20 protein-coding genes are annotated in these 20,201 nt (G+C 72.4%); 11 read left to right on the top strand and 9 right to left on the bottom strand.

The window, feature by feature from the left end; all coding sequences use genetic code 11:
• Positions 1-10 precede the first annotated feature (10 nt).
• Both HD601_RS32565 and HD601_RS32560 read right to left on the bottom strand, forming a co-directional pair.
• Positions 11-523 carry a SigE family RNA polymerase sigma factor gene (locus HD601_RS32565; RefSeq protein WP_184829154.1) on the bottom strand — a complete coding sequence of 171 codons (513 nt, stop codon included), beginning with the start codon at positions 521-523 and terminating at the stop codon, positions 11-13.
• 103 nt (positions 524-626) lie between these two features.
• Complete coding sequence (locus tag HD601_RS32560; protein WP_184829152.1) at positions 627-1,682, bottom strand: LCP family protein; 1,056 nt, start codon at positions 1,680-1,682, stop codon at positions 627-629.
• A gap of 178 nt (positions 1,683-1,860) precedes the next feature.
• Between HD601_RS32560 and HD601_RS32555 the strand changes: the two genes are divergently transcribed.
• From HD601_RS32555 to HD601_RS32530, 6 genes are all read left to right on the top strand, one after another.
• Positions 1,861-2,208 (top strand): HIT domain-containing protein, encoded by a 348-nt coding sequence (locus HD601_RS32555; protein ID WP_184829149.1) that lies wholly within the window; start codon positions 1,861-1,863, stop codon positions 2,206-2,208.
• 115 nt (positions 2,209-2,323) lie between these two features.
• Complete coding sequence (locus tag HD601_RS32550; protein WP_184829148.1) at positions 2,324-3,358, top strand: PhoH family protein; 1,035 nt, start codon at positions 2,324-2,326, stop codon at positions 3,356-3,358.
• Positions 3,355-3,819: an rRNA maturation RNase YbeY gene (gene ybeY, locus HD601_RS32545; protein ID WP_069113707.1), complete on the top strand. Its 465-nt coding sequence runs from the start codon at positions 3,355-3,357 to the stop codon at positions 3,817-3,819. Before HD601_RS32550 ends, ybeY begins: the two co-directional genes overlap by 4 nt.
• A complete protein-coding gene (locus HD601_RS32540) occupies positions 3,819-5,186 on the top strand; it encodes a hemolysin family protein (RefSeq protein ID WP_184829146.1) in 1,368 nt (455 codons plus the stop codon). Before ybeY ends, HD601_RS32540 begins: the two co-directional genes overlap by 1 nt.
• On the top strand, positions 5,183-5,524 hold the full coding sequence (locus tag HD601_RS32535) for a cytidine/deoxycytidylate deaminase family protein (RefSeq protein ID WP_184829144.1): 342 nt from the start codon (positions 5,183-5,185) through the stop codon (positions 5,522-5,524). Before HD601_RS32540 ends, HD601_RS32535 begins: the two co-directional genes overlap by 4 nt.
• 120 nt (positions 5,525-5,644) lie before the next feature.
• The gene (locus HD601_RS32530) at positions 5,645-7,801 is read left to right on the top strand and encodes a zinc ribbon domain-containing protein (protein WP_184829142.1); all 2,157 of its coding nucleotides are present in this window, start codon (positions 5,645-5,647) and stop codon (positions 7,799-7,801) included.
• A 223-nt stretch (positions 7,802-8,024) separates the two neighbouring features.
• Here HD601_RS32530 and HD601_RS32525 read toward each other — a convergent pair whose 3' ends face one another.
• Positions 8,025-8,606 carry a TetR/AcrR family transcriptional regulator gene (locus HD601_RS32525; protein WP_184829140.1) on the bottom strand — a complete coding sequence of 194 codons (582 nt, stop codon included), beginning with the start codon at positions 8,604-8,606 and terminating at the stop codon, positions 8,025-8,027.
• Complete coding sequence (locus HD601_RS32520; protein WP_184830324.1) at positions 8,606-8,932, bottom strand: SMR family transporter; 327 nt, start codon at positions 8,930-8,932, stop codon at positions 8,606-8,608. The genes HD601_RS32525 and HD601_RS32520 overlap by 1 nt, the downstream gene beginning before the upstream one ends.
• Before the next feature lie 105 nt (positions 8,933-9,037).
• Here HD601_RS32520 and era point away from each other — a divergent pair, with 105 nt between their 5' ends.
• From era to HD601_RS32495, 5 genes are all read left to right on the top strand, one after another.
• Positions 9,038-9,967, top strand: coding sequence for a GTPase Era (era, locus tag HD601_RS32515; RefSeq protein ID WP_184829138.1), 930 nt, complete (start codon positions 9,038-9,040; stop codon positions 9,965-9,967).
• Positions 9,968-10,114: 147 nt separating this feature from the next.
• Complete coding sequence (leuA, locus tag HD601_RS32510; RefSeq protein WP_184829134.1) at positions 10,115-11,872, top strand: 2-isopropylmalate synthase; 1,758 nt, start codon at positions 10,115-10,117, stop codon at positions 11,870-11,872.
• A gap of 54 nt (positions 11,873-11,926) precedes the next feature.
• The gene (gene dacB, locus HD601_RS32505; protein WP_184829132.1) at positions 11,927-13,504 is read left to right on the top strand and encodes a D-alanyl-D-alanine carboxypeptidase/D-alanyl-D-alanine endopeptidase; all 1,578 of its coding nucleotides are present in this window, start codon (positions 11,927-11,929) and stop codon (positions 13,502-13,504) included.
• 289 nt (positions 13,505-13,793) lie between these two features.
• Complete coding sequence (recO, locus tag HD601_RS32500; protein WP_184829130.1) at positions 13,794-14,522, top strand: DNA repair protein RecO; 729 nt, start codon at positions 13,794-13,796, stop codon at positions 14,520-14,522.
• Between the two features lie 10 nt (positions 14,523-14,532).
• Positions 14,533-15,324: an isoprenyl transferase gene (locus HD601_RS32495; protein ID WP_184829128.1), complete on the top strand. Its 792-nt coding sequence runs from the start codon at positions 14,533-14,535 to the stop codon at positions 15,322-15,324.
• Positions 15,325-15,368: 44 nt separating this feature from the next.
• Here HD601_RS32495 and HD601_RS32490 read toward each other — a convergent pair whose 3' ends face one another.
• From HD601_RS32490 to HD601_RS32470, 5 genes are all read right to left on the bottom strand, one after another.
• Positions 15,369-15,827, bottom strand: coding sequence for a MarR family winged helix-turn-helix transcriptional regulator (locus HD601_RS32490; protein WP_184829125.1), 459 nt, complete (start codon positions 15,825-15,827; stop codon positions 15,369-15,371).
• A gap of 347 nt (positions 15,828-16,174) precedes the next feature.
• The gene (locus HD601_RS32485) at positions 16,175-17,440 is read right to left on the bottom strand and encodes an RNA polymerase sigma factor (RefSeq protein WP_184829123.1); all 1,266 of its coding nucleotides are present in this window, start codon (positions 17,438-17,440) and stop codon (positions 16,175-16,177) included.
• 28 nt (positions 17,441-17,468) lie between these two features.
• Entirely contained in the window at positions 17,469-18,458 is a 990-nt protein-coding gene (locus tag HD601_RS32480; protein ID WP_184829121.1) for a metal ABC transporter permease, read from the bottom strand.
• On the bottom strand, positions 18,455-19,210 hold the full coding sequence (locus HD601_RS32475; RefSeq protein WP_184829119.1) for a metal ABC transporter ATP-binding protein: 756 nt from the start codon (positions 19,208-19,210) through the stop codon (positions 18,455-18,457). Before HD601_RS32475 ends, HD601_RS32480 begins: the two co-directional genes overlap by 4 nt.
• Positions 19,211-19,223: 13 nt before the next feature.
• Positions 19,224-20,198 carry a metal ABC transporter substrate-binding protein gene (locus HD601_RS32470; protein WP_184829117.1) on the bottom strand — a complete coding sequence of 325 codons (975 nt, stop codon included), beginning with the start codon at positions 20,196-20,198 and terminating at the stop codon, positions 19,224-19,226.
• Positions 20,199-20,201 lie beyond the last annotated feature (3 nt).

The raw sequence follows: 20,201 nt of genomic DNA, 5'->3' as shown, positions 1-20,201 counted from the left end.
GGCTGCCTCCTCACGACCACTCCGCCATGGCGTCGCGCAGGCCGGCGAGGCCCCGCGACGCATGACTCTTGACGGCGCCGTTGCTGATCTTCATCGCGCCGGCGATCTCCGACTCCGACAGCCCGCCGTAGTAGCGCAGCACCAGCGCCTCGCGCTGCCGGTCGGGCAGCCCGCGCAGGGCCTCGACGACGGCGTCCGCTGCGGCGCCGCCGACCGCGACCTGCTCGGCGCTGGGCGCATGGGCGGGCGGGTCCTCGGGGTGGCGGGCCGCGACGCCGCGACGGCGGTGCACGCTGCGGCAGCCGTGCACGACCGACGTGCGCAGGTAGGCGACGGCGGCGGCGGGATCGCGCAGCCGCCGCCAGCGCCGGTGCAGAGCGACGAACGCGTCCTGGACGACCTCTTCGGCGACGGCCTCGCTGACCTGCAGCAGCGTCGCCATGCGGACGAGCCGGACATAGTGGGCCGCGTACAGGTCGGTGATCGCCTCGTCGGCGTCGGACCCGGTCCTGTCTTGCACCACATACCCCTACAGACGCGTTGCCCCCGGCGCTGGTTTACCGGATCGCGGGCCCACCGTAGGGGATCAGGCCGCCGATCTTCAGGAGAACGCGGTCACAGCACCGCTACTGGACGTCCGCGCCGGTGACGAGGTCGGGGTTGGCGGCGAGGAAGGCGTCGACGTCGTCGTCCTTGAGCGCCGTCCACAGCTCGTCCGCGCGTGCCTCGTCGTAGACGACGATGCTCTGCGCGCCCGCCATGCCGGTGCCGTCGGTGGGCACCGTCAGGAAGGTCATGTCGTCGGCGCGCAGGCCGTTCATGGACAGCGCGAGGTCAACCATGCCGAACGCGCTGAGGTCCTCGTCGACCCGGGCGGCCTCACCGATGGCGCCGGCGACGCCGTTGACCTTGCCGGGGTCGGTGAGGGTGCCCGACGACACCAGCTCGTTCATGAGGGCGCGGAGGAAGTTCTGCTGGCGCTTGACGCGGTCGAAGTCGCCGCCGGGGAGGTCCTTGCGGTCGCGGACGTACTGCAGCGCCTGCTCGCCGGTGAGGGTGTGCGTGCCGGCCGGCAGCGTGGTGTCGTCGGCGAGCTGGGTCTCCTCGTCGAACGTGAGTGTGACGCCGCCCAGCTCGTCGGTGAGCGCCTGGAAGCCGTTCCAGTCGATGAGCGCCAGGTGGTCGACGCGGATGCCGGTGAGCTCCTCGACGGTCTGCACGAACAGCGCTGGCCCGCCGAAGGAGTACGCGGCGTTGATCTTGTTCTCGCCGTGACCGGGGATCGGGACGTAGGTGTCGCGCGGGATGGAGACCAGGTAGCCGCGGTCGCGGCCCTCGGGGAAGTGCGCCAGCATGATCGTGTCGGTGCGCGCCGCGCCGGGCTCGTAGACGTCGACCTTGTCCTCGCCGTCCAGGCCGCCCAGCAGGAACGTGATGCTGTCGCCCGGCAACTCGGTGGGGCGCGCGGTCTCGGGGATGTCGAACGCGTCGGGGATCCGCTCGATGTTCGACGACAGCCGGTTCACGAAGTAGAACGCACCGCCGGCCACCGCGACCAGCAGGACCACGAGGGTGATCAGCACCCCGACGAGGATGCGGCGGTTGCGGCGGCGCCGGCGCGGACGATCGGCCGGCGCGGGCTGGGAGGGGTCGGACGGCTGCTCGTCGGGCGGGTTCGGCATGGCTCCAGAGGGTACGGTCGGGCGGCGAGGGCGCCGGTCAGGACACCCCGCCCGCGGTGGTCGTTCATGGTGATGACGCGCGGCGGGCGGGTCCGGTTGCATCGACGACGGCGACGGCGTCACCTCCGCGCCACCCGGGTGCCCTACGATCCCTGCTACCCGAACCACCGGAGGCACCGTGAGCGCAGACGCCGACTGCCTGTTCTGCAAGATCGCCGGCGGGCAGATCCCGGCCGACGTCGTGCGCGAGTCGGAGCGGACCCTCGCGTTCCGCGACATCTCGCCGCAGGCGCCGACGCACGTCCTCGTGATCCCGCGCGAGCACCACCGCGACGTCGCGTCGCTGGCCGCCGAATCGCCCGACACGCTGGCCGAACTGGTCCGCGAGGCCGCCGCCGTCGCGGCGGCCGAGGGAATCGAGGCGTACCGGCTGGTGTTCAATACGGGGTCCGAGGCCGGTCAGTCGGTGTTCCACGTGCACGTGCACGTCCTCGGCGGGCGGGCCATGACCTGGCCGCCCGGCTGACGGAGCCGGTTTATTCGGAATGACTTGTCAGCCCTCGCGGGTAGCATTCAAGACAACCATTGAACAGCGTGATCGAGACGGGAAGTAGGCGTGAGAGGCCCAGCGGGGGCCGCCCATGACGAAGACAGATCAGGCCGACCAGCAGGCCGCCCAGCACACCATCGTCATCCCGACGAGCATCTCCATGGTGAGTCTGCTCGGCTCCGGTGACGAGCTCATCAAGGTCGTCGAGTCGTCGTTCCCCGGCGTCGACATCCACGTGCGCGGCAACCAGATCACGATGACCGGCCGGCCGGGCGACATGGCCGAGGCCGAGGGCGTCATCGACGAGATGGTGGCGGTGCTGCGCACCGGTCAGGGCATGACCCCCGAGGCGGTCGAGCGCACCGTGTCCATGCTGCGCTCCCGCACCGGCGAGCGCCCGGCCGAGGTGCTCACGGCCAACATCCTCTCCAACCGCGGCCGCACCATCCGGCCCAAGACGCTGAACCAGAAGCGCTACGTCGACGCCATCGACAAGCACACCGTCATCTTCGGCATCGGCCCGGCCGGTACGGGCAAGACGTACCTCGCGGTCGCCAAGGCCGTGCAGGCGCTGCAGGCCAAGCAGGTCAGCCGCATCCTGCTCACCCGCCCGGCCATCGAGGCGGGCGAGCGGCTGGGCTTCCTGCCCGGCACGCTGTCGGAGAAGATCGACCCCTACCTGCGGCCGCTGTACGACGCGCTGCACGACATGATGGACCCGGCCTCGATCCCGCGGCTCATGACCGAGGGCACCATCGAGGTCGCGCCGCTCGCGTACATGCGCGGGCGCACCCTCAACGACGCCTTCGTCATCCTCGACGAGGCGCAGAACACCTCCGCCGAGCAGATGAAGATGTTCCTCACCCGGCTGGGGTTCGGCTCCAAGATGGTCATCACCGGCGACGTCACCCAGGTCGACCTCCCGGCCGGCACCACCAGCGGGCTGCGCGTGGTCGAGGGCATCCTGGACGGCATCGACGACGTCCATTTCTGCCGTCTGACCAGCCGCGACGTCGTCCGGCACCGGTTGGTGGGCGAGATCGTCGAGGCGTACACCCGCTACGACGCCGCGCAGGAGGCGGCAGGGGGCAACGGGCGGTCGCGCGTTCCCGGCCGGCGCCCGTGACCATCGAGGTCAACAACGAGTCCGGCGCCGAGGTCGACGAGAAGACGCTGTCCGACCTCGCCCGGTTCGTCCTCGACCACCAGCGCATCCACCCGCTCGCCGAGCTGGCGATCCTGCTGGTCGACACCGACACCATGGAACAGCTGCACGTGCAGTGGATGGACGAGCCCGGCCCCACCGACGTGCTGTCGTTCCCCATGGACGAGCTGCGGCCCACCCCTGACGACGCCGAGCCCGAGCCCGGGCTGCTCGGCGACGTCGTCCTGTGCCCCGACGTCGCGGCCACCCAGGCCAAGGCCGCCGGCCACAGCACCGAGGACGAGCTGCAGCTGCTGACCGCGCACGGCATCCTGCACCTGCTCGGCTACGATCACGCCGAGCCGGAAGAGGAGAAAGAGATGTTCGGGCTGCAGAAACAGCTGCTGAGCGACTGGCGGGACGCCCGAGGGGGCGGCCGCTGATGTTCGCCTCACCGCTGCCCGCCGCACCGGTGCTCGCCGCGGAGACCGCCACCACCGCCGGTGGCGCGTCCACCGTCTGGCTGCTGGTGTCGGCGGCGGTGCTGGTGATCGTCGCGATGCTGTTCGCGATGTCCGAGGCGGCGCTGTCCAGCATCTCGCGCACCCGCGCCGAAGAGCTGCACCGCGCCGGCCGTCGTGGCTCGGCCGCGCTGGTCCGGGCCGCCTCCGACCCCGTCCCCGCGCTCAACACCGCCCTGCTGGTGCGCATGGCCTGCGAGGTCGCCGCCGTCGTCATGGTCGCGGTGGTGTGCGAGGAGTACTTCGACCCCTGGTGGCAGACGCTGCTCGTCGCCGCCGGCAGCATGGTCGTGGTCTCGTTCGTCGTCATCGGCGTCGCGCCGCGCACGCTGGGCCGTCAGCACGCCGAGGGCATCGCGCTGGCCTTCGCCGGCCTGCTGCTGGGCATCACCCGGGTCCTCGGGCCCATCCCGCGGCTGCTCATCCTGCTGGGCAACGCGCTCACGCCGGGCAAGGGCTTCCGCGAGGGACCGTTCGCCACCGAGGCCGAGCTCCGCGAGCTGGTCGACCTCGCCGAGGCCGGCCGCATCATCGAGTCCGGCGAACGCCAGATGATCCACTCCGTCTTCGAGCTCGGCGACACCGTCGTCCGCGAGGTCATGGTGCCGCGCACCGACGTCGTGTTCATCGAGGCCGGCAAGACGCTGCGGCAGTTCCAGTCGCTGGCGCTGCGCAGCGGGTTCAGCCGCATCCCCGCAGTGGGGCCGGGCGGGCTCGACGACATCGTCGGCATCGCCTACCTCAAGGACGTCGCCCGCCGGCTCTACGACAACCGCGACGCCGAGTCCGTCGAGCGCATCGATTCCGTGCTCCGGCCGGCGTTCTTCGTGCCCGACTCCAAGCCGGCCGACGACCTCCTGCGCGAGATGCAGGCCCAGCGCATCCATGTCGCCGTCGTCGTCGACGAGTACGGCGGCACCGCCGGCCTGGTGACCATCGAGGACATCCTCGAAGAGATCGTCGGCGAGATCACCGACGAGTACGACTCCGACGAGGACGGCGTCGAGACCCTCGAGGACGGCGACGTCCGGGTCAGCTCGCGGCTGCACATCGACGACCTCGGCGAGCTGTTCGGGCTCGAGCTCTCCGACGACGACGTCGACACCGTCGGCGGGCTCATGGCCAAGCAGCTGGGCCGGGTGCCCATCGCCGGGGCCGAGGTCGACGTCGCCGGGTTGCGCCTCGTGGCCGAGGGCCCGTCGGGCCGGCGCAACCGCATCGGAACCGTCCGGGTGAGCCGGCTCGTTCAGGTCACCGACACCGAGCCGCACGAGGAGCATGCCCAGTGAGGGACACACTCGACCCCGAGGACGCGAAGATCCTGACCCTGGCCCGGTCCGCGCGCGCCCGCACCGGCGTGGCCGCGGGGGCCGCCGTCCGCGACACCGACGGGCGTACCTACGCGGCCGCCGACGTCGCGCTCCCGTCGCTGCGCCTCAGCGCGCTGCAGCTGGCCGTGGCCTCGGCCGTGTCCAGCGGCGCGACGGGGCTCGAGGCGGCCGCCGTCGTCACGACCGGCGTCCCCGGCCAGGTGGACGTCGTCGTGGTGTCGGATCTGGGCGGACCGGGTATACCCGTGTACGTCGCCGGCCCCGACGGCACGCCGCTCACGGCGCTGCGTTCGTAGCCATCGGCACCCGAGTGCGCTAACGTGCGGCCGTTCGAGTCCGGGGCACACCTGGCGCATACGGAGTCCGGCGCTGCCCGCGCGTGACCTCCGAGGCGACCGACCGAGACGGAGAGACGAATGAACTACTGCAGTAACTGCGGGGCGCCGGCCACCGGTTCGGCCTTCTGCGGCAACTGCGGCTCGCCCATGACGGCGACCGCGGAGGCCACAGCGGGCCGGACCCAGGCCGGACAGCCGCCGGCAGGGCAGCCGGGCACACGCCAGAGCGGCCCCATCGGCGGCACGCTCGGCACCGGCACGCCCGGCGCCGCGGGGCGCGGCAACCCGTTCGCGGACATCCCGGCACTCGACTACGTCCGCGACATCGTCGCCCTCGTGCTCCTCCTGGTCTCGTTCGGCATGCCGTGGGACCTCACCGACACGGTGACGGGCAAGGTCTACGTCATCCTCGTGACGCTGCTGTCCGTCATCTCCCTGGCGCTGCCCTACCTGCAGCGTGGCGGCGTGCTGCCGGGGTCGTGGGGCACCGCGGAGCTGCGGCTGGCCCGGCTCGCGGCCAACGCGCCCTACGTCGTCGTCGTGCTCATCACGCTGGTCCTCGGCTACGTGGGCGAGAACGGCGGCGACGGCGTCGGAGTCGGCATCATGTTCGGCCTGGCCGGCGCGCTGCTGGCCGCGCAGGGCCGCGAGGCCGAGCAGACCCCGTCCGACGGCGGCGACGGTGCCCTGTGGCGCTGGATCACGCTGGGCATCGGCGGGCTCTTCGCTCTGCTGACCGTCATCAGCCTCGTCACGTTCCTCACCGACGACGCCGACGTGCTCGAGTGGGAGCAGATCACCTACCTCGTCGTCGCCATGGTGTTCTTCCTCGCGCTGGCCGCCCTGCCGCTGTGGGGCGTGTTCCGCGGCGACGCCGCCTGGCGCGACGTGCTCCTGCTGCTGGGCGTGACGGCGCTGTTCGTGGGCGTGTGGCAGCTCGGCGCCGACGGCACCATGGCCGACGCGTGGAGCCTCAGCACGTTCGGGCCGCAGCTCATCCTCGTCCCGGCCATCGCGGTCGCGGCGGCCGCGCCGGGCCTGCGGCCGCGGTACACGCACACCGCCGGCGCCGGCTACTGGTCCGCGGTGGGTGTCCGGGCGCTCGAGCTGGTCATGCTCACCGCCGTCGCGGGCGTCGTGTTCTTCGTGCTGAACATCATCGGCGCCGACGTCGGCCGCGGCATCGCCATCGTCGTCCTGGTGCTCATGCTGATCCTGGTGCTGGCCGCACTGGTCGGCCGCAACGCGCTGGTCCGCGACGCCAACGCGGGCCGGGCCATCGCCGTCGTGGCCGGTGGGGTGTTCCTGCTGCTGGGCATCGTCGTCGTCGCCATCCTCGGCGCCTCCGACGAGACCATCGTCGACATCGTCACCGCCACGATCGTCAGCGTGCTCTGGGTGTTCGGGCTCGCCCTGTTCGTGGTGCTGACGGCGCCGTCGTCGGTGCGGTCGGAGTACGGGCCCATCGGCGCCAACCAGCTCAGCCTCAGCAGCGTGCTGCCCGGCAACGGGTCCGGCTCCGGTGAGGGCGAGTCCGCGACGGCGTCTCGTCCGGCGGGGGCGGGCGTGGCCACCGGTGCGACTGCGGCCGCCTCGGGCGCCGCCGCCGCGCGGGCCGCGGAGTCGAAGGCCGCGGAGTCGAAGGCCGAGGCGAAGGCGAAGGCCGACGCCGCGAAGGCCGAGGCGGACGCCCAGGCGCGGGTCACGGAGTCGAAGGCCGCGGCCGACGCCCGCGCCGCCGAGGCGAAGGCCCAGGGCGACGCCGACGGCGAGGTGCCGGCCAGCCCCGCGGTCCCGGCCGACGAGGCCAAAACGGTCACCGACGCTCCGGCCGGCGAGTCCGGCACGGGCAACGGCACCGCCGCCACCCCGTCCGGTCGCATCGGCGGCGACGGCCCCGGCCCGGTCAGTGGGCTCGCCGCCGGTGAGGCCGCGGCCGGGAGCGCGGCCGACGACACCGCCACGCGCGTCAACCAGCCCCTGGTCGAGCCCGCCACCCGGGTCGACCAGCCGCCGGTCACCGACGACGTCGCGGGCTCGTCGGGCTTCGACGCCCGCACCGCGCTCGACCCGAACACGCCGCTGCAGGTCCTGGCCGACATCGCCGCCCAGGAGCCGGGGCTGCGCAAGTACGTCGCCGCCAACCCGTCGACCTACCCGGAGCTGCTGACCTGGCTGAGCCAGCTCGGCGACCCCGAGGTCGACGAGGCGCTGCGCCGCCGCAGCAGCCGCTGATCGCAGCAGCACCGACGCCGGCCGGGGGTTCACGCCCCGGCCGGCGTCGCGCTGTCTGCTGCGGTCCCGCCTCCGATGCCGCCCGCCGTCCTCGATGCCGTGAGCCGACTTCAATAGCGGGAGCCGACTTCAATAGGGCGAGCCGTCTTCTGAGCGGCCCACGCGGACGCAGAAGACGGTCTGCGCTATTGAAGTCGGCCGGCGCTATCGAGGACGGGCCGCGCTATCGAGGACGGCTGGCGCTGTCGAGGACGACGGTGAGGGCGTCGGCGGCGGCTGAGCGGACCCCCGTCAGGCCGGCACCGTCGGCCAGGGCGCCGAGGACCGCGCCGTCGACCACCGCCAGGATCACCTGCGGCGGCAGCCCGGCCCCCACGCCGGAACGCGAGAGCACCGTCGCGACCGCGTCGCGGGCGGCGGCGTTGGTGCGCCGGGCGGCCGCCGCGAACAGCGGCTCGCGGGCCGCCAGCACGTACCGCTCGTACCAGGCGACCAGGGCGCCGTACTCGTCCGGCGTCAGCAGTGTCGCGATCATGCGGGCGACGGCGGCACCACCGCGGCGCCGGGCCGGCAGCGCGTCGACGGCGGCGGCCATGCGGGCGACGTCGGCGTCGGCGAGGGCGTCGACGGCGGCCCGGCGCAGCTCGACGAGGTCGGCGAAGTAGTAGGTCGTCGCCCCGAGCGGCACGCCGGCCCGTCCGGCCACCGCCCGGTGCGCCACCGCCTCGAGCCCGCCGGACTGCAGCAGCTCGGTGGCGGCCCGCACCAGGGCGGCGCGGCGTTGTTCGCCCTTGGCGGTGGTCATCAGTGCGCCCCTCCGCCGGCGAGGTTCAGCAGGATCACCCCGCACACGATCAACCCGATGGCGGCGATGCGCAAGAACGTCGCCGGGTCCTCGAAGAACAGCATGCCGACGATCGCCGTACCGGCGGCGCCGATGCCGGTCCAGACCGCGTAGGCCGTGCCGACCGGCAGCTCGCGCAGGCCGAGGCCCAGCAGCAGCATGCTCACCGTCACCGAGACGGCGAAGCTCAGCGTCGGCCAGAGCCGGGTGAAGCCGTGCGACTCCTTGAGCGAGACCGCGAAGGCCGTCTCGAACAGCCCGCCGACGATCACGTAGAGCCACGCCATGATGTCCTCCAACATAGAACCAATTCCTGTACGACCGTACCAAAAGAATGGGACACTCGTACAACTCGGCATCGTAAGAACGCCCGAGATGGGAGACTCGACTCCGTGATCGGTGACTACGAAGGCTTCCGCTCGGGCTTCGGCTGCTTCGTCGGGCGGCCCAACGCGGGCAAGTCGACCCTGACCAACGCGATGGTCGGCGAGAAGATCGCGATCACCTCGAACCGGCCGCAGACCACCCGGCACGCCATCCGCGGCATCGTGCACCGCCCCGACGGCCAGCTGGTCATCGTCGACACCCCGGGCCTGCACCGGCCGCGGACGCTGCTGGGTCAGCGGCTCAACGACCTCGTCCGCGCCACGTGGTCCGAGGTCGACGTCGTCGGGGTGTGCATCCCGGCCAACGAGGACATCGGCGCCGGCGACCGGTTCATCGCCGGCGAGATGGCCGCCATCCGGCGCACCCCGAAGATCGCCGTCGTCACGAAGAGCGACCTCGTCCGGCCCGACCGCCTCGCCCATCAGCTGGCCGCCGTCGCCGCGCTGGGCGAGGAGACCGGCATCGCCTGGGCCGACGTCGTCCCGGTGTCGGCGACGTCGGGCGACCGCGTCGAGCTGCTCACCGAGCTGTTCCTGGCGCAGATGCCCGAGGGGCCACCGCTGTACCCGGACGGCGAGCTCACCGACGAGCCCGAGGAGACGCTGGTCGCCGAGCTGGTCCGCGAGGCCGCGCTCGAGGGCGTCCGTGACGAGCTGCCGCACTCCATCGCCGTCGTCGTCGAGGAGATGATCCCGCGCGAGGACCGCCCCGAGGACCGGCCGCTGCTCGACATCCACGCCAGCCTCTACGTCGAGCGCGACAGCCAGAAGGCCATCGTCATCGGCAAGAAGGGGGCCCGGCTGCGCGAGGTCGGCACCAACGCCCGGTTGCAGATCGAGCGGCTGCTCGGCACCCCCGTCTACCTGGACCTTCACGTCAAGGTGGCCAAGGACTGGCAGCGCGATCCGAAGCAGCTCGGCAAGCTCGGCTTCTGAGCGGGTGCTAGAGTCTCGTCTCGTGCGGCGTTTCAGCCTCCTGCTTAGCTGCCGCGATGGGGTCCGCTAGACCGGCTCCCTCATCGCGGTGAGTTCGCGCTGCCGGTCGCGCTGTGTTCGACCTTCCCGAGCAGGAGCCTTTCCGCCATGAGCTCTACCGCCATGAGCAATGCCAACGTCTGGCCGCCCGCGCAACAGCCGTCCGGCATGCCCGCCGAGCGGTACCGGCCGTTCCACGAGCAGATCGCCGTCGAGCTGCCCGACCGCACCTGGCCCACGAAGCGCATCACCGCGGCCCCTCAGTGGTGCGCCGTCGACCTGCGCGACGGCAACCAGGCGCTCATCGACCCGATGAACGCCGAGCGCAAGATGCGCATGTTCCAGCTGCTGGTCCGCATGGGCTACAAGGAGATCGAGGTCGGCTTCCCGGCCGCGAGCCAGACCGACTTCGACTTCGTCCGCCAGCTCATCGAGGGCGAGCTGATCCCCGACGACGTCGTCATCCAGGTGCTGACGCAGTGCCGCGACCACCTCATCGAGCGGACGTTCCAGTCGCTGGTCGGCGCCAAGCAGGCCATCGTCCACCTCTACAACTCGACGTCGATCCTGCAGCGGCGCGTCGTGTTCGGGCTCGACCGCGACGGCATCACCGACATCGCGACGTCGGGGGCGCGGGCGGCGCAGAAGTACGCCGAGGCGATCACCCCGGACACCGAGATCTACTGGGAGTACTCGCCGGAGTCCTACACCGGCACCGAGCTCGACTATGCCGCGGAGATCTGCGGCGCCGTCGCCGACGTGCTGCAGCCGACGCCGGACCGCCGCATGATCGTCAACCTGCCGGCGACGGTCGAGATGGCGACGCCGAACGTGTACGCCGACTCCATCGAATGGATGAACCGGAACCTGCCGCACCGCGAGTCGATGATCCTGTCGCTGCACCCGCACAACGACCGCGGGACGGCGGTGGCGGCGGCCGAGCTGGGCCTGCTGGCCGGGGCCGACCGCGTCGAGGGGTGCCTGTTCGGCAACGGCGAGCGCACCGGCAACGTCGACCTGGTGACGCTGGGCATGAACCTGTTCACGCAGGGCATCGACCCGCAGATCGACTTCGGCGACATCGACGAGATCCGGCGCACCGTCGAGTACTGCAACCAGCTGCCGGTCCCCGAGCGGCACCCGTGGGGCGGCGACCTCGTCTACACGGCGTTCTCGGGCAGCCACCAGGACGCCATCAAGAAGGGCTTCGAGGCGCTCGAGCGCGACGCCAAGGACGCCGGCGTCGCCATCGAGGACCACACCTGGGAGGTCCCGTACCTGCCGGTGGACCCCAAGGACGTCGGCCGCACGTACGAGGCGGTCATCCGGGTGAACTCCCAGTCCGGCAAGGGCGGCGTCGCGTACATCATGAAGAGCGAGCACCAGCTCGACCTGCCGCGCCGGCTGCAGATCGAGTTCTCCGGCGTCGTGCAGGGGCTGACCGACGGCGAGGGCGGCGAGATCGAGCCCGCGCGCATGGGCGAGGTGTTCCGCGCCGAGTACCTCGAGCGCGAGACGCCGCTGGCGCTGAACTCGGTGCACACCTCGTCGGCGGCGGGGGAGCGCGACGCCCTGCAGGTCGGCGTCTACGTCGACGGCGAGCGGCAGGTGCTGCACGGCAGCGGCGACGGCCCCATCGACGCGTTCACCGACGCGCTGCGCGGCATCGGCTACGACGTCCGCGTCCTCGACTACGCCGAGCACGCGCTGACCTCCGGCGCCGACGCGAAGGCGGCCGCGTACCTCGAGTGCTCGGTCGGCGGCGAGGTGTTCTGGGGCGTGGGCATCGACCCGAACATCGTCACCGCGTCGCTCAAGGCGATCGTCAGCGCCGTCAACCGCTCGGCGGCGCGCTCCGGATCTTGACAGTCCCAATGGTATAGACCATCGTGTCGGCTCCCGACCAAGAGGAGCCCCACGATGGCCACCTGGACCCGCACCCTGGCCGTCTCGGCCGGCGCCACCGCGCTGGTCGTGACGGGGAACGTCGCCTCCCACCTGCTGGCGGCGGAGCCGGCTGCGGACCCGGCCGCGGTCGCGGCCGACGACGCCCTGACCGCCGACCTCGACGCGCTCCTCGCGAACCCGCGGCTGGACGGCGGTCAGGCGTCCGTCGTCGTGCGCGACGCCGCGACCGGCGAGACGCTCTACGAGCACGACGGCGACCAGCGGCTGATGCCGGCCTCGAACGAGAAGCTGCTGACCTCGGCCGTCGCGCTGGACGTGCTGGGCCCGGACCACACGTTCGCGACCACCGTCGCGACGACGGCCGGGCGCACCGGCCCGGTGCTGCGCGGCGACCTCTACCTGCACGGCACCGGCGACCCGACCCTGCTGGCGGCGGACTACGCCGAGCTGGCGACGCAGCTGGCCGACGACGGCGTCCGCGTGGTCTCCGGGCGGGTGCTGGCCGACGACACCTGGTTCGACGACCAGCGCCTCGGCAACGACTGGGCCTGGGACGACGAGCCGTACTACTACGCCGCGCCGGTGTCGGCGCTCACCGTCGCGCCGGACACCGACTACGACGCGGGCACCGTCATCGTGAACGTCGATCCGAGCGCCTCGGCCGGGGCTGACGCCGTCGTCACCCTCACCCCGGACACCGACGCCGTCACCATCGTGAACGAGGCGACCACGGGCACCGCCACCGACGTCTCCGTCGAGCGCGAGCACGGCAGCGACCGCATCGTCGTCTCCGGCACCGTCGCGGCCGGCGGCAGCGGTGCGAGCGAGTGGGCCAGCGTCGAGGAGCCCACCGACTACGCCGCCGACGTGTTCGTCAAGGCGCTGGCCGCCGCGGGCGTGCGGGTCACCGGCGGGACCGGCCGCGGCGTCACCCCGTCCGGCGCCACCGTCGTCGCCGAGCACGAGTCGATGCCGCTGAGCGAGCTGCTGGTCCCGTTCCTCAAGCTCAGCAACAACGGCCACGCCGAGGTGCTGATCAAGGCGATGGGCCGTGAGGTCTCCGGCGCCGGCACCTGGGCGGCCGGGCTGGCGGTCCTGCGCGCCGAGCTGCCCGGCTACGGCGTCGACACCGCCACCGTCGCGAACCGGGACGGCTCCGGGCTGTCGCGGCGCAACCTCGTCCCCGCGGCCGAGCTGGCCGACCTGCTGGTCGCCGCGCAGGACCGGCCCTGGTTCGACTTCTGGCACGAGGCGCTGCCGATCGCCGGCGTCTCGGACCGCATGGTCGGCGGCACGCTGCGCTCGCGGATGGCCGGCACCCCGGCCGCCGGCAACGTGCACGCCAAGACCGGCTCGCTGACCGGCGCCTCGTCGCTGTCGGGCTATGTCGACGACGCCGACGGCCGGCGGCTGGTCTTCTCGGTGGTCCTCAACGACTACCTGAGCGGCAAGCCGAGCGATCTGGAGGACGCGATCGCCGTCCGCCTCGCGACCCACACCGAGGACGGCGCGGCGGCCGCCACCCGCACCCGCATCCCCGCCGTCGACCTCCCCGACGACGTCGAGTGCTCTTGGGTCAAGGCCTGCTGACATGACGATCCTGGCGCGAGTGACCCACACGGCGACGCGCATGGCGCCGGCGTGTCGGGGTTTGGCGTCGATGTCCCTGCCCGACGTGTAGACGCTGAGGCCAACTGCTTGTTCTCAGCGTCTACACGGGCGCGGGGTCCAGAACCGCGCCGGTCGGCCGGCGGAATCGACGACGGCGGCCCGGGCGGCCGGTGTGGCGCTGCTGTCAGCGGGCGCCGCGCCGAGGTCCCCGGCGTGAACCCGTGCGTCGGGAGCAGGGGAGTCGCCACGCTACGGCTACCCTGGACAGGTGAGCCTCTACCGTGACGAAGGGGTCGTGCTGCGCACCCAGAAGCTGGGCGAGGCCGACCGCATCGTCACGCTGCTCACCAGGAACAACGGCCGCGTCCGGGCCGTCGGCAAGGGGGTGCGGCGCACCACCAGCCGGTTCGGTGCGCGGCTCGAGCCGTTCATGCACGTCGACTGCCAGTTCGCCACGGGCCGCACGCTCGACATCGTCACGCAGGCCGAGACCATCGCGCCGTACGGCATGAGCATCACCGACGACTACGGGCGCTACACCGCCGGCACCGCCATGCTCGAGACCGCCGAGCGGCTCACCGCCGAGGAACGCGAGCCGGCCGTCCAGCAGTACCTGCTGCTCGTGGGTGCGCTGCGCACGCTCGCCGGCGCCGCGCACGACCCCGGCCTGGTCCTCGACGCCTACCTGCTGCGGGGGCTGTCGGTCGCCGGGTTCGCGCCGAGCTTCGCCGACTGCGCTCGCTGCGACGCGCACGGGCCGCACCGGCTGTTCTCGGTCCAGGCCGGCGGCATGGTGTGCGGGTCGTGCCGCCCGTCCGGCACGGTGGCGCCGTCGGCCGACACCGTCGCCCTGCTGGCGGCGCTGCTCAGCGGCGACTGGCCCGCGGCCGACTCCAGCCAGCCGCGCACCCGCCGCGAGGCCAGCGGCATCACCGCGGCGTTCCTGCAGTGGCACCTCGAACGCGGGCTCCGCTCGCTCGGCCTGGTGGAACGGTGACGCCCGAACGGTGAAGACGAAGCGCACGTACACGCCCCCGACGCCGCACCCCTCGGGAGCCGTCCCGCCGCCCATTCCGCCGGACCTCGTGCCGGCGCACGTCGCGCTGGTCATGGACGGCAACGGCCGCTGGGCCAACTCCCGCGGGCTGCCGCGCACCAAGGGCCACGAGGCCGGCGAGGCCGTGCTGCTCGACGTCATCCACGGTGCCATCGAGATCGGCGTGCGCTGCCTGTCGGTGTACGCGTTCTCGACGGAGAACTGGCGCCGCTCGCCCGAGGAGGTGCGCTTCCTCATGGGCTTCAACCGCACCGTCATCCACCGCCGCCGCGACGAGCTCGACGCGCTCGGCGTGCGCATCCGCTGGGCCGGCCGCCGCCCGCGGCTCTGGAAGAGCGTGATCAGCGAGCTCCAGGACGCCGAGCGGCGCACCAGCGACAACGACGTCATCACGCTGCAGTTCTGCGTCAACTACGGCGGCCGGGCCGAGCTCGGCGACGCCGCGGCGGCGCTGGCCGCCGACGTCGCCGCCGGCCGCGTCAAGCCTGACAAGGTGAACGAGCGGACCCTCGGGCGCTACCTCTACAACCCCGACCTCCCCGACGTCGACCTGTTCGTCCGGCCGTCGGGGGAGCAGCGCACCTCGAACTTCATGCTCTGGCAGTCGGCGTACGCAGAAATGGTCTTCCTCGACACCCTCTGGCCCGACTTCGACCGGCGCCGGCTCTGGGAAGCCATCGAGATCTACGCCCGGCGCGACCGCCGCTATGGGGGCGCCGACCCCACCGCGCCGGCTGTGTGATGGTGGGCGGGGACGGCATCCCCTGAATCCCGCCCCAAGGCGGGTCAGACCGGGCCCATGTCGCGCTCTTCGCGCCAGCCGAGATTCGTCGCCATGCGGGCGAGCACCTCGACGGTGGCGCGGTACTCGTCCTCGGTGATGCCCTCGGTGACCCGCTGCCGGTCGGCAGCGACCCGCGCCTGGATGTCGTTCAGCGCCTTGACGCCGGTCTCGGTGAGCGCCACGCGGTCGGGCCCGATGGGTGCGGCCCAGCCGCGGCTGCAGAGGTCGTCGACGACGGGGCGGACGGTGGGCATGTGCGGCGCGAGGTACAGCGCGGCTTCGTCGTCGATCTGCGCGTAGCTGGCCGGGCCGTCCTCGAGCAGGTTGAGGATCTGCCAGTGGCGGGGCGTGACGGCGGCGCTGCCCAGGACGGCGTCGAACGACTGGTCGATCAGCCGATCGACCAGCTTGAGCCAGTACCCGATCGGGTGCCGGTCCGCGGCCCCCCTCGACCCGTTCATGACAGCTCCTCTGAGCACCGACGACTCATGCCTGCGGGCGCACCGGAGAATGACTCACTCGCCACGATTGAACGCGCCATGATAGCGCTTCAGCGGGCACATTCTCGCCGGCAACCGCGGCATTCCTCTGACCAGATTATGTGGACTCGGCGCGCTCTGTATCGCGTTGTCGACGTTGTTGACGAAGCAATGGCCGAGTGGCGGCCCAGGCCGGCCGACCGGCCCAACGGCGACGACGGGAGGTTCGCGCGGTTGTTGGGCGCATTCGTCATGGGCTGGGATGAATCGTTCGAAGTGAGTGATCATCGCAATTCCTAGATCATGACCAGGTGCACAGTCGACAGTGATCATTCCGCGGAGGTGAGCCGGGCCGCCTTGCCCTCGAGGTAGCGCTGTTCCGGAAGGCTCGTGGTGCGCTGTGCGGCGAGGCGGTACGCGTCGCGCGCGGCGGACGTGTCGCCGGCCATCTCGAGCAGGTGTGCGCGCACGGCCTCGAGCCGGTGGTGCTCGGCCAGGCGGGTGTCGTCGGCCAGCGTCGCGAGGAGGTCGAGCCCGGCCCGCGGCCCGTGGACCATGGCGACGGCGACGGCGTGGTTGAGCGTGACCATGGGGTTGGGCGCGATGCGCTCGAGCACCTCGTACAGCGCCAGGATCTGCGGCCAGTCGGTGTCGTCGGCCGTGGGCGCCTCGTCGTGCACCGCGGCGATGGCGGCCTGCACCTGGTACGGCCCGACGTCGCCGGTCTGGAGGGCGGCGGTGACCAGCGCCACGCCCTCGTCGACGGCCTTGGCCGACCAGAGACCGCGGTCCTGCTCGGCCAGCGGCACCAGGCTGCCGTCGGGGCGGGTGCGGGCCGGCCGGCGCGCGTCGGTGAGCAGCATGAGCGCCAGCAGCCCGGTGACCTCGCCGTCGTCGGGCAGCAGCCGGTGCACCTGGCGGGTCAGCCGGATCGCCTCGGCGGCGAGCTCGACGTGCTGCAGGTCGGCGCCGGACGTGGCGGTGTAGCCCTCGTTGAAGATCAGGTACAGCACGTGCAGGACGGTGCGCAGGCGGTCGGCGCGGTCCTCTTCGGGCGGGAGGTCGAACCGGGCGCCGGCGGTCTTGATGCTCTGCTTGGCCCGGCTGATGCGCTGACCCATGGTCGCCTCGGGCACCATGAACGCCCGCGCGATCTGCGTGGTGGTGAGGCCGCCGACGGCGCGCAGCGTGAGCGCCACCTGCGACGGCGCCGACAACGACGGATGGCAGCACATGAACAGCAGCGTCAGGGTGTCGTCGGAGTCGGCCGGCGCCTCGTCGGCGGGCGGCGCGGTGAACTGGTCGGCCGACGGCGTGAGCGCGGCCGCCGACTCCTCGCGCCGGCGCCTTGCGGACTCGCTGCGCAGCTGGTCGGTGAGCCGCCGCGACGCGACGGTGATGAGCCACGCGCGTGGGTTGTCGGGGACGCCGGCGTCGGGCCACTGGACGGCGGCGGCGAGCAGAGCGTCCTGGACGGCGTCCTCGGCGGCGTCGAAATGCCCGTACCGCCGCACCAGCGCACCCAGCACCTGTGGCGCCTGCTCGCGCAGGAGGTCTTCGACGCCTGCCGTACTCACCCCGTTCACTCGGCCCATTCTGCGGCATGGCACCGACAATGACGGGTCAGTGCTCGTCGTAGTGGCGTCCGTGCGCGGCGTGGAGGTGGCCGTCGTGCAGGTAGTCGGAGTGGTCGCCGTGCTCGACCTTGGGGTGGCCGCACTCGTCGTCGTGCTGGTGCGGGTGCTGCTCGGTGGGCACGTGCGCCCCGGTGACCCGCGGGTCCTCGCCGTTGACGGAACGGGCGTTGCGCCGTCGCCGCAGCAGCGAGCCCAGCGGCCAGGCCAGCACGAACCCGCACAGCGACGCGACCACGATGCTCGCGCCCGGCGCGACGTCGACGTAGTACGAGAAGACCACGCCGCCCAGCGACGGCACCACGCCGAGCGCCATGGCCAGCGCGAACGTGGTCCGGAAGCTGCGGGTGAGCTGCTGCGCCGTCGCGACCGGCACCACCATGAGCGCGCTGACCAGCAGCAGCCCGACCGTGCGCATGGCGACGGTGACCGTCACCGCGGCCATGACGGCGATCAGCATGCTGTACAGCCGCACCGGCAGGCCGCTGACCCGGGCGAACTCCTCGTCCTGGCAGACGGCGAAGAGCTGCGGCGCCAGGCCCACGCCCAGCGCGATGACCACGACCGCCAGGACGGCGACCACCCACAGGTCGTCAGAGGACACCGTCGTGATGGAGCCGAACAGGTACGTGTTGAGCGTTGCCGCCGTGCTGCCGGCCAGCCCGGTGATCAGCACGCCGCCCGCGATGCCGCCGTAGAACAGCATGGCCAGCGCGACGTCGGCCGACGCCCGGCCCTTGGCGCGGACGGCGTCGATGGCCAGCGCGCCGAGCACGGCGACCGCCACCGACGTCCACACCGGCGCCCAGCCGGTCAGCAGGCCGACGGCGACACCGGTCAGCGCGACGTGCCCGAGCCCGTCGCCCATGAGCGCCAGCCGCCGCTGCACCAGGTAGGTGCCGACGGCGGGCGCGGCCAGCCCGGTGAGGACGGCGGCGATCAGCGCCCGCTGCATGAAGTCGTAGTCGAGGAAGCTCATCCGAACAGGCCCGCCCCGTAGTCCTCGCGATGGTCGTCGTGGTGGTCCGGCGCCCCGGTCAGCGTCATCGACGGCGTCGGCAGCGGGCCGTCGTGGACGACGCGGCCGGACTCGAGGGCGACGCCGCGGTCGACCAGCGGCGCGAGCGGCCCCATCTCGTGCAGCACCAGCAGCACCGTGCGGCCCGACGCGACGAACGTGCGTAGCGCCCGGGCGAACGCCTCCTGGCTGCGCCGGTCGACGCCGGCGTTGGGCTCGTCGAGCACCAGCAGGTCAGGCTCGGAAGCGGCGGCGCGGGCGATGAGGACCCGCTGCTGCTGCCCGCCGGACAGGCTGGCGACGCTGCGCCCGGCGTGCTCGGCCAGCCCGACCAGCTCGATGGCGTGGTCGACGGCGTCGCGGTCGGCCTTGCGGGCCGGCCGGAACAGCGTGCGCCGGGCCAACCGGCCGGCGGCGACCACCTCGCGCACCGTCGCCGGAACCCCGGCGGCCGCCGTCGTGCGCTGGGGCACGTAGCCGACCCGCCACCAGTCGTGGAAGGACTTGAGCGGGGTCCCGAACAGCTGGATCTCGCCGGCGGCCACCGGCACCAGGCCGACCGTCGAGCGCACCAGCGTGGACTTGCCCGATCCGTTGGGGCCCAGGAGTGTGACGACCTCGCCCTCGACGACGCGGAGGTCGACGCCGTGCAGCACCGGGCGATCGTCGAGCTCGACCCGCAGCCCGCGGACGTCGACGACGGCGGCTCTCATGAGGTCACCGTACTCACGAACACCCGTTGGCGGATCGCAGTGCCTCCAGGTTGGCCCGCATCAGGCTGAAGTAGTCCTGGTCGGAGGTGTCGTCGGTGAGTCCCTCGATGGGGTCGAGGACGGCCGCCTCGACGCCGAGGTCGTTCGCCAGCGTCTCGGCGACGTCCGGGCTGACCAGGCGCTCGTAGAGGATCGTGGTGACGCCCTCGGCCCGGACGACGTCGTGCACCTCGGCCAGTCGCTCCGGCGACGGCTCGGCCTCGGGGTCGATGCCGGAGATGCCCACCTGCTCGAGGTCGTAGCGGTGCGCGAGGTAGCCGAACGCCTCGTGCGCCACGACGAACACCCGCTGCGTGCACTGGGCCAGGCCGGCCTCGAACTCCTGGTCGAGGGCCTCGAGCTCGGTGGTCAGCGCGTCGGCGTTGGCGTGGTAGTCGTCGGCGTGGTCCGGGTCGGCCTCGGCCAGCCGGTCGGCGACGGCGGCAGCGATCGGCTCGAGGTTGGTCGGGTCGAGCCAGATGTGCGGGTCGCCGGCGAGGTCGCCGTGGTCGTGACCCTCGTGGTCCTCGTCCTCGGCGTGCTCCTCCTCGGCATGCTCGTCGCCGTGGTCCTCGGGGTTGTCGAGCAGCTCGACCAGGCCCGCGACGTCGACGGCGCGATCCTCGGCGTTCTGCTCGATCGCCTCGTCGACCGACGGCTGGAAGCCGGCCAGATACACGACCAGGTCGGCGTCGGCGATCTCGCCGACCTGCCGGCCCGTCAGTTCGAGGTCGTGCGGCTCGCCGCCGGCCTGGGTGAGGTTCTCGACCGTGGCGTGGTCGCCCGCGACCTGCTGGGTCACGAACGCCAGCGGATAGAAGGCCGCGGCGACGGTGGGGCCGTCGCCGCCGCTCGCGGTGGCGTCGCCGCCATCGCCGCAGGAGGTGAGGAGGAGGCCCGCCAGGGCGGCGGTGCTCAGCGCGGCCGCAGCCGCACGACGGTTCTTCATGGG

Origin of the sequence: Jiangella mangrovi (genome assembly GCF_014204975.1) — a bacterium.
GTDB lineage: Bacteria > Actinomycetota > Actinomycetes > Jiangellales > Jiangellaceae > Jiangella > Jiangella mangrovi.
This window is presented reverse-complemented; position numbering and strand designations above follow the sequence as displayed.

Excerpts from the sequence above, each read along its gene's own strand:
- HD601_RS32520 (WP_184830324.1), bottom strand. The coding sequence starts at position 8,932 with ATGGCGTGGCTCTACGTGATCGTCGGCGGGCTGTTCGAGACGGCCTTC.
- HD601_RS32480 (WP_184829121.1), bottom strand. The coding sequence starts at position 18,458 with ATGAGCTTCCTCGACTACGACTTCATGCAGCGGGCGCTGATCGCCGCC.
- HD601_RS32525 (WP_184829140.1), bottom strand. The coding sequence starts at position 8,606 with ATGACCACCGCCAAGGGCGAACAACGCCGCGCCGCCCTGGTGCGGGCC.
- HD601_RS32490 (WP_184829125.1), bottom strand. The coding sequence starts at position 15,827 with ATGAACGGGTCGAGGGGGGCCGCGGACCGGCACCCGATCGGGTACTGG.
- leuA (WP_184829134.1), top strand. The coding sequence starts at position 10,115 with ATGAGCTCTACCGCCATGAGCAATGCCAACGTCTGGCCGCCCGCGCAA.
- HD601_RS32485 (WP_184829123.1), bottom strand. The coding sequence starts at position 17,440 with ATGGGCCGAGTGAACGGGGTGAGTACGGCAGGCGTCGAAGACCTCCTG.
- HD601_RS32530 (WP_184829142.1), top strand. The coding sequence starts at position 5,645 with ATGAACTACTGCAGTAACTGCGGGGCGCCGGCCACCGGTTCGGCCTTC.
- HD601_RS32470 (WP_184829117.1), bottom strand. The coding sequence starts at position 20,198 with ATGAAGAACCGTCGTGCGGCTGCGGCCGCGCTGAGCACCGCCGCCCTG.
- HD601_RS32540 (WP_184829146.1), top strand. The coding sequence starts at position 3,819 with ATGTTCGCCTCACCGCTGCCCGCCGCACCGGTGCTCGCCGCGGAGACC.
- dacB (WP_184829132.1), top strand. The coding sequence starts at position 11,927 with ATGGCCACCTGGACCCGCACCCTGGCCGTCTCGGCCGGCGCCACCGCG.
- HD601_RS32475 (WP_184829119.1), bottom strand. The coding sequence starts at position 19,210 with ATGAGAGCCGCCGTCGTCGACGTCCGCGGGCTGCGGGTCGAGCTCGAC.
- HD601_RS32550 (WP_184829148.1), top strand. The coding sequence starts at position 2,324 with ATGACGAAGACAGATCAGGCCGACCAGCAGGCCGCCCAGCACACCATC.
- HD601_RS32560 (WP_184829152.1), bottom strand. The coding sequence starts at position 1,682 with ATGCCGAACCCGCCCGACGAGCAGCCGTCCGACCCCTCCCAGCCCGCG.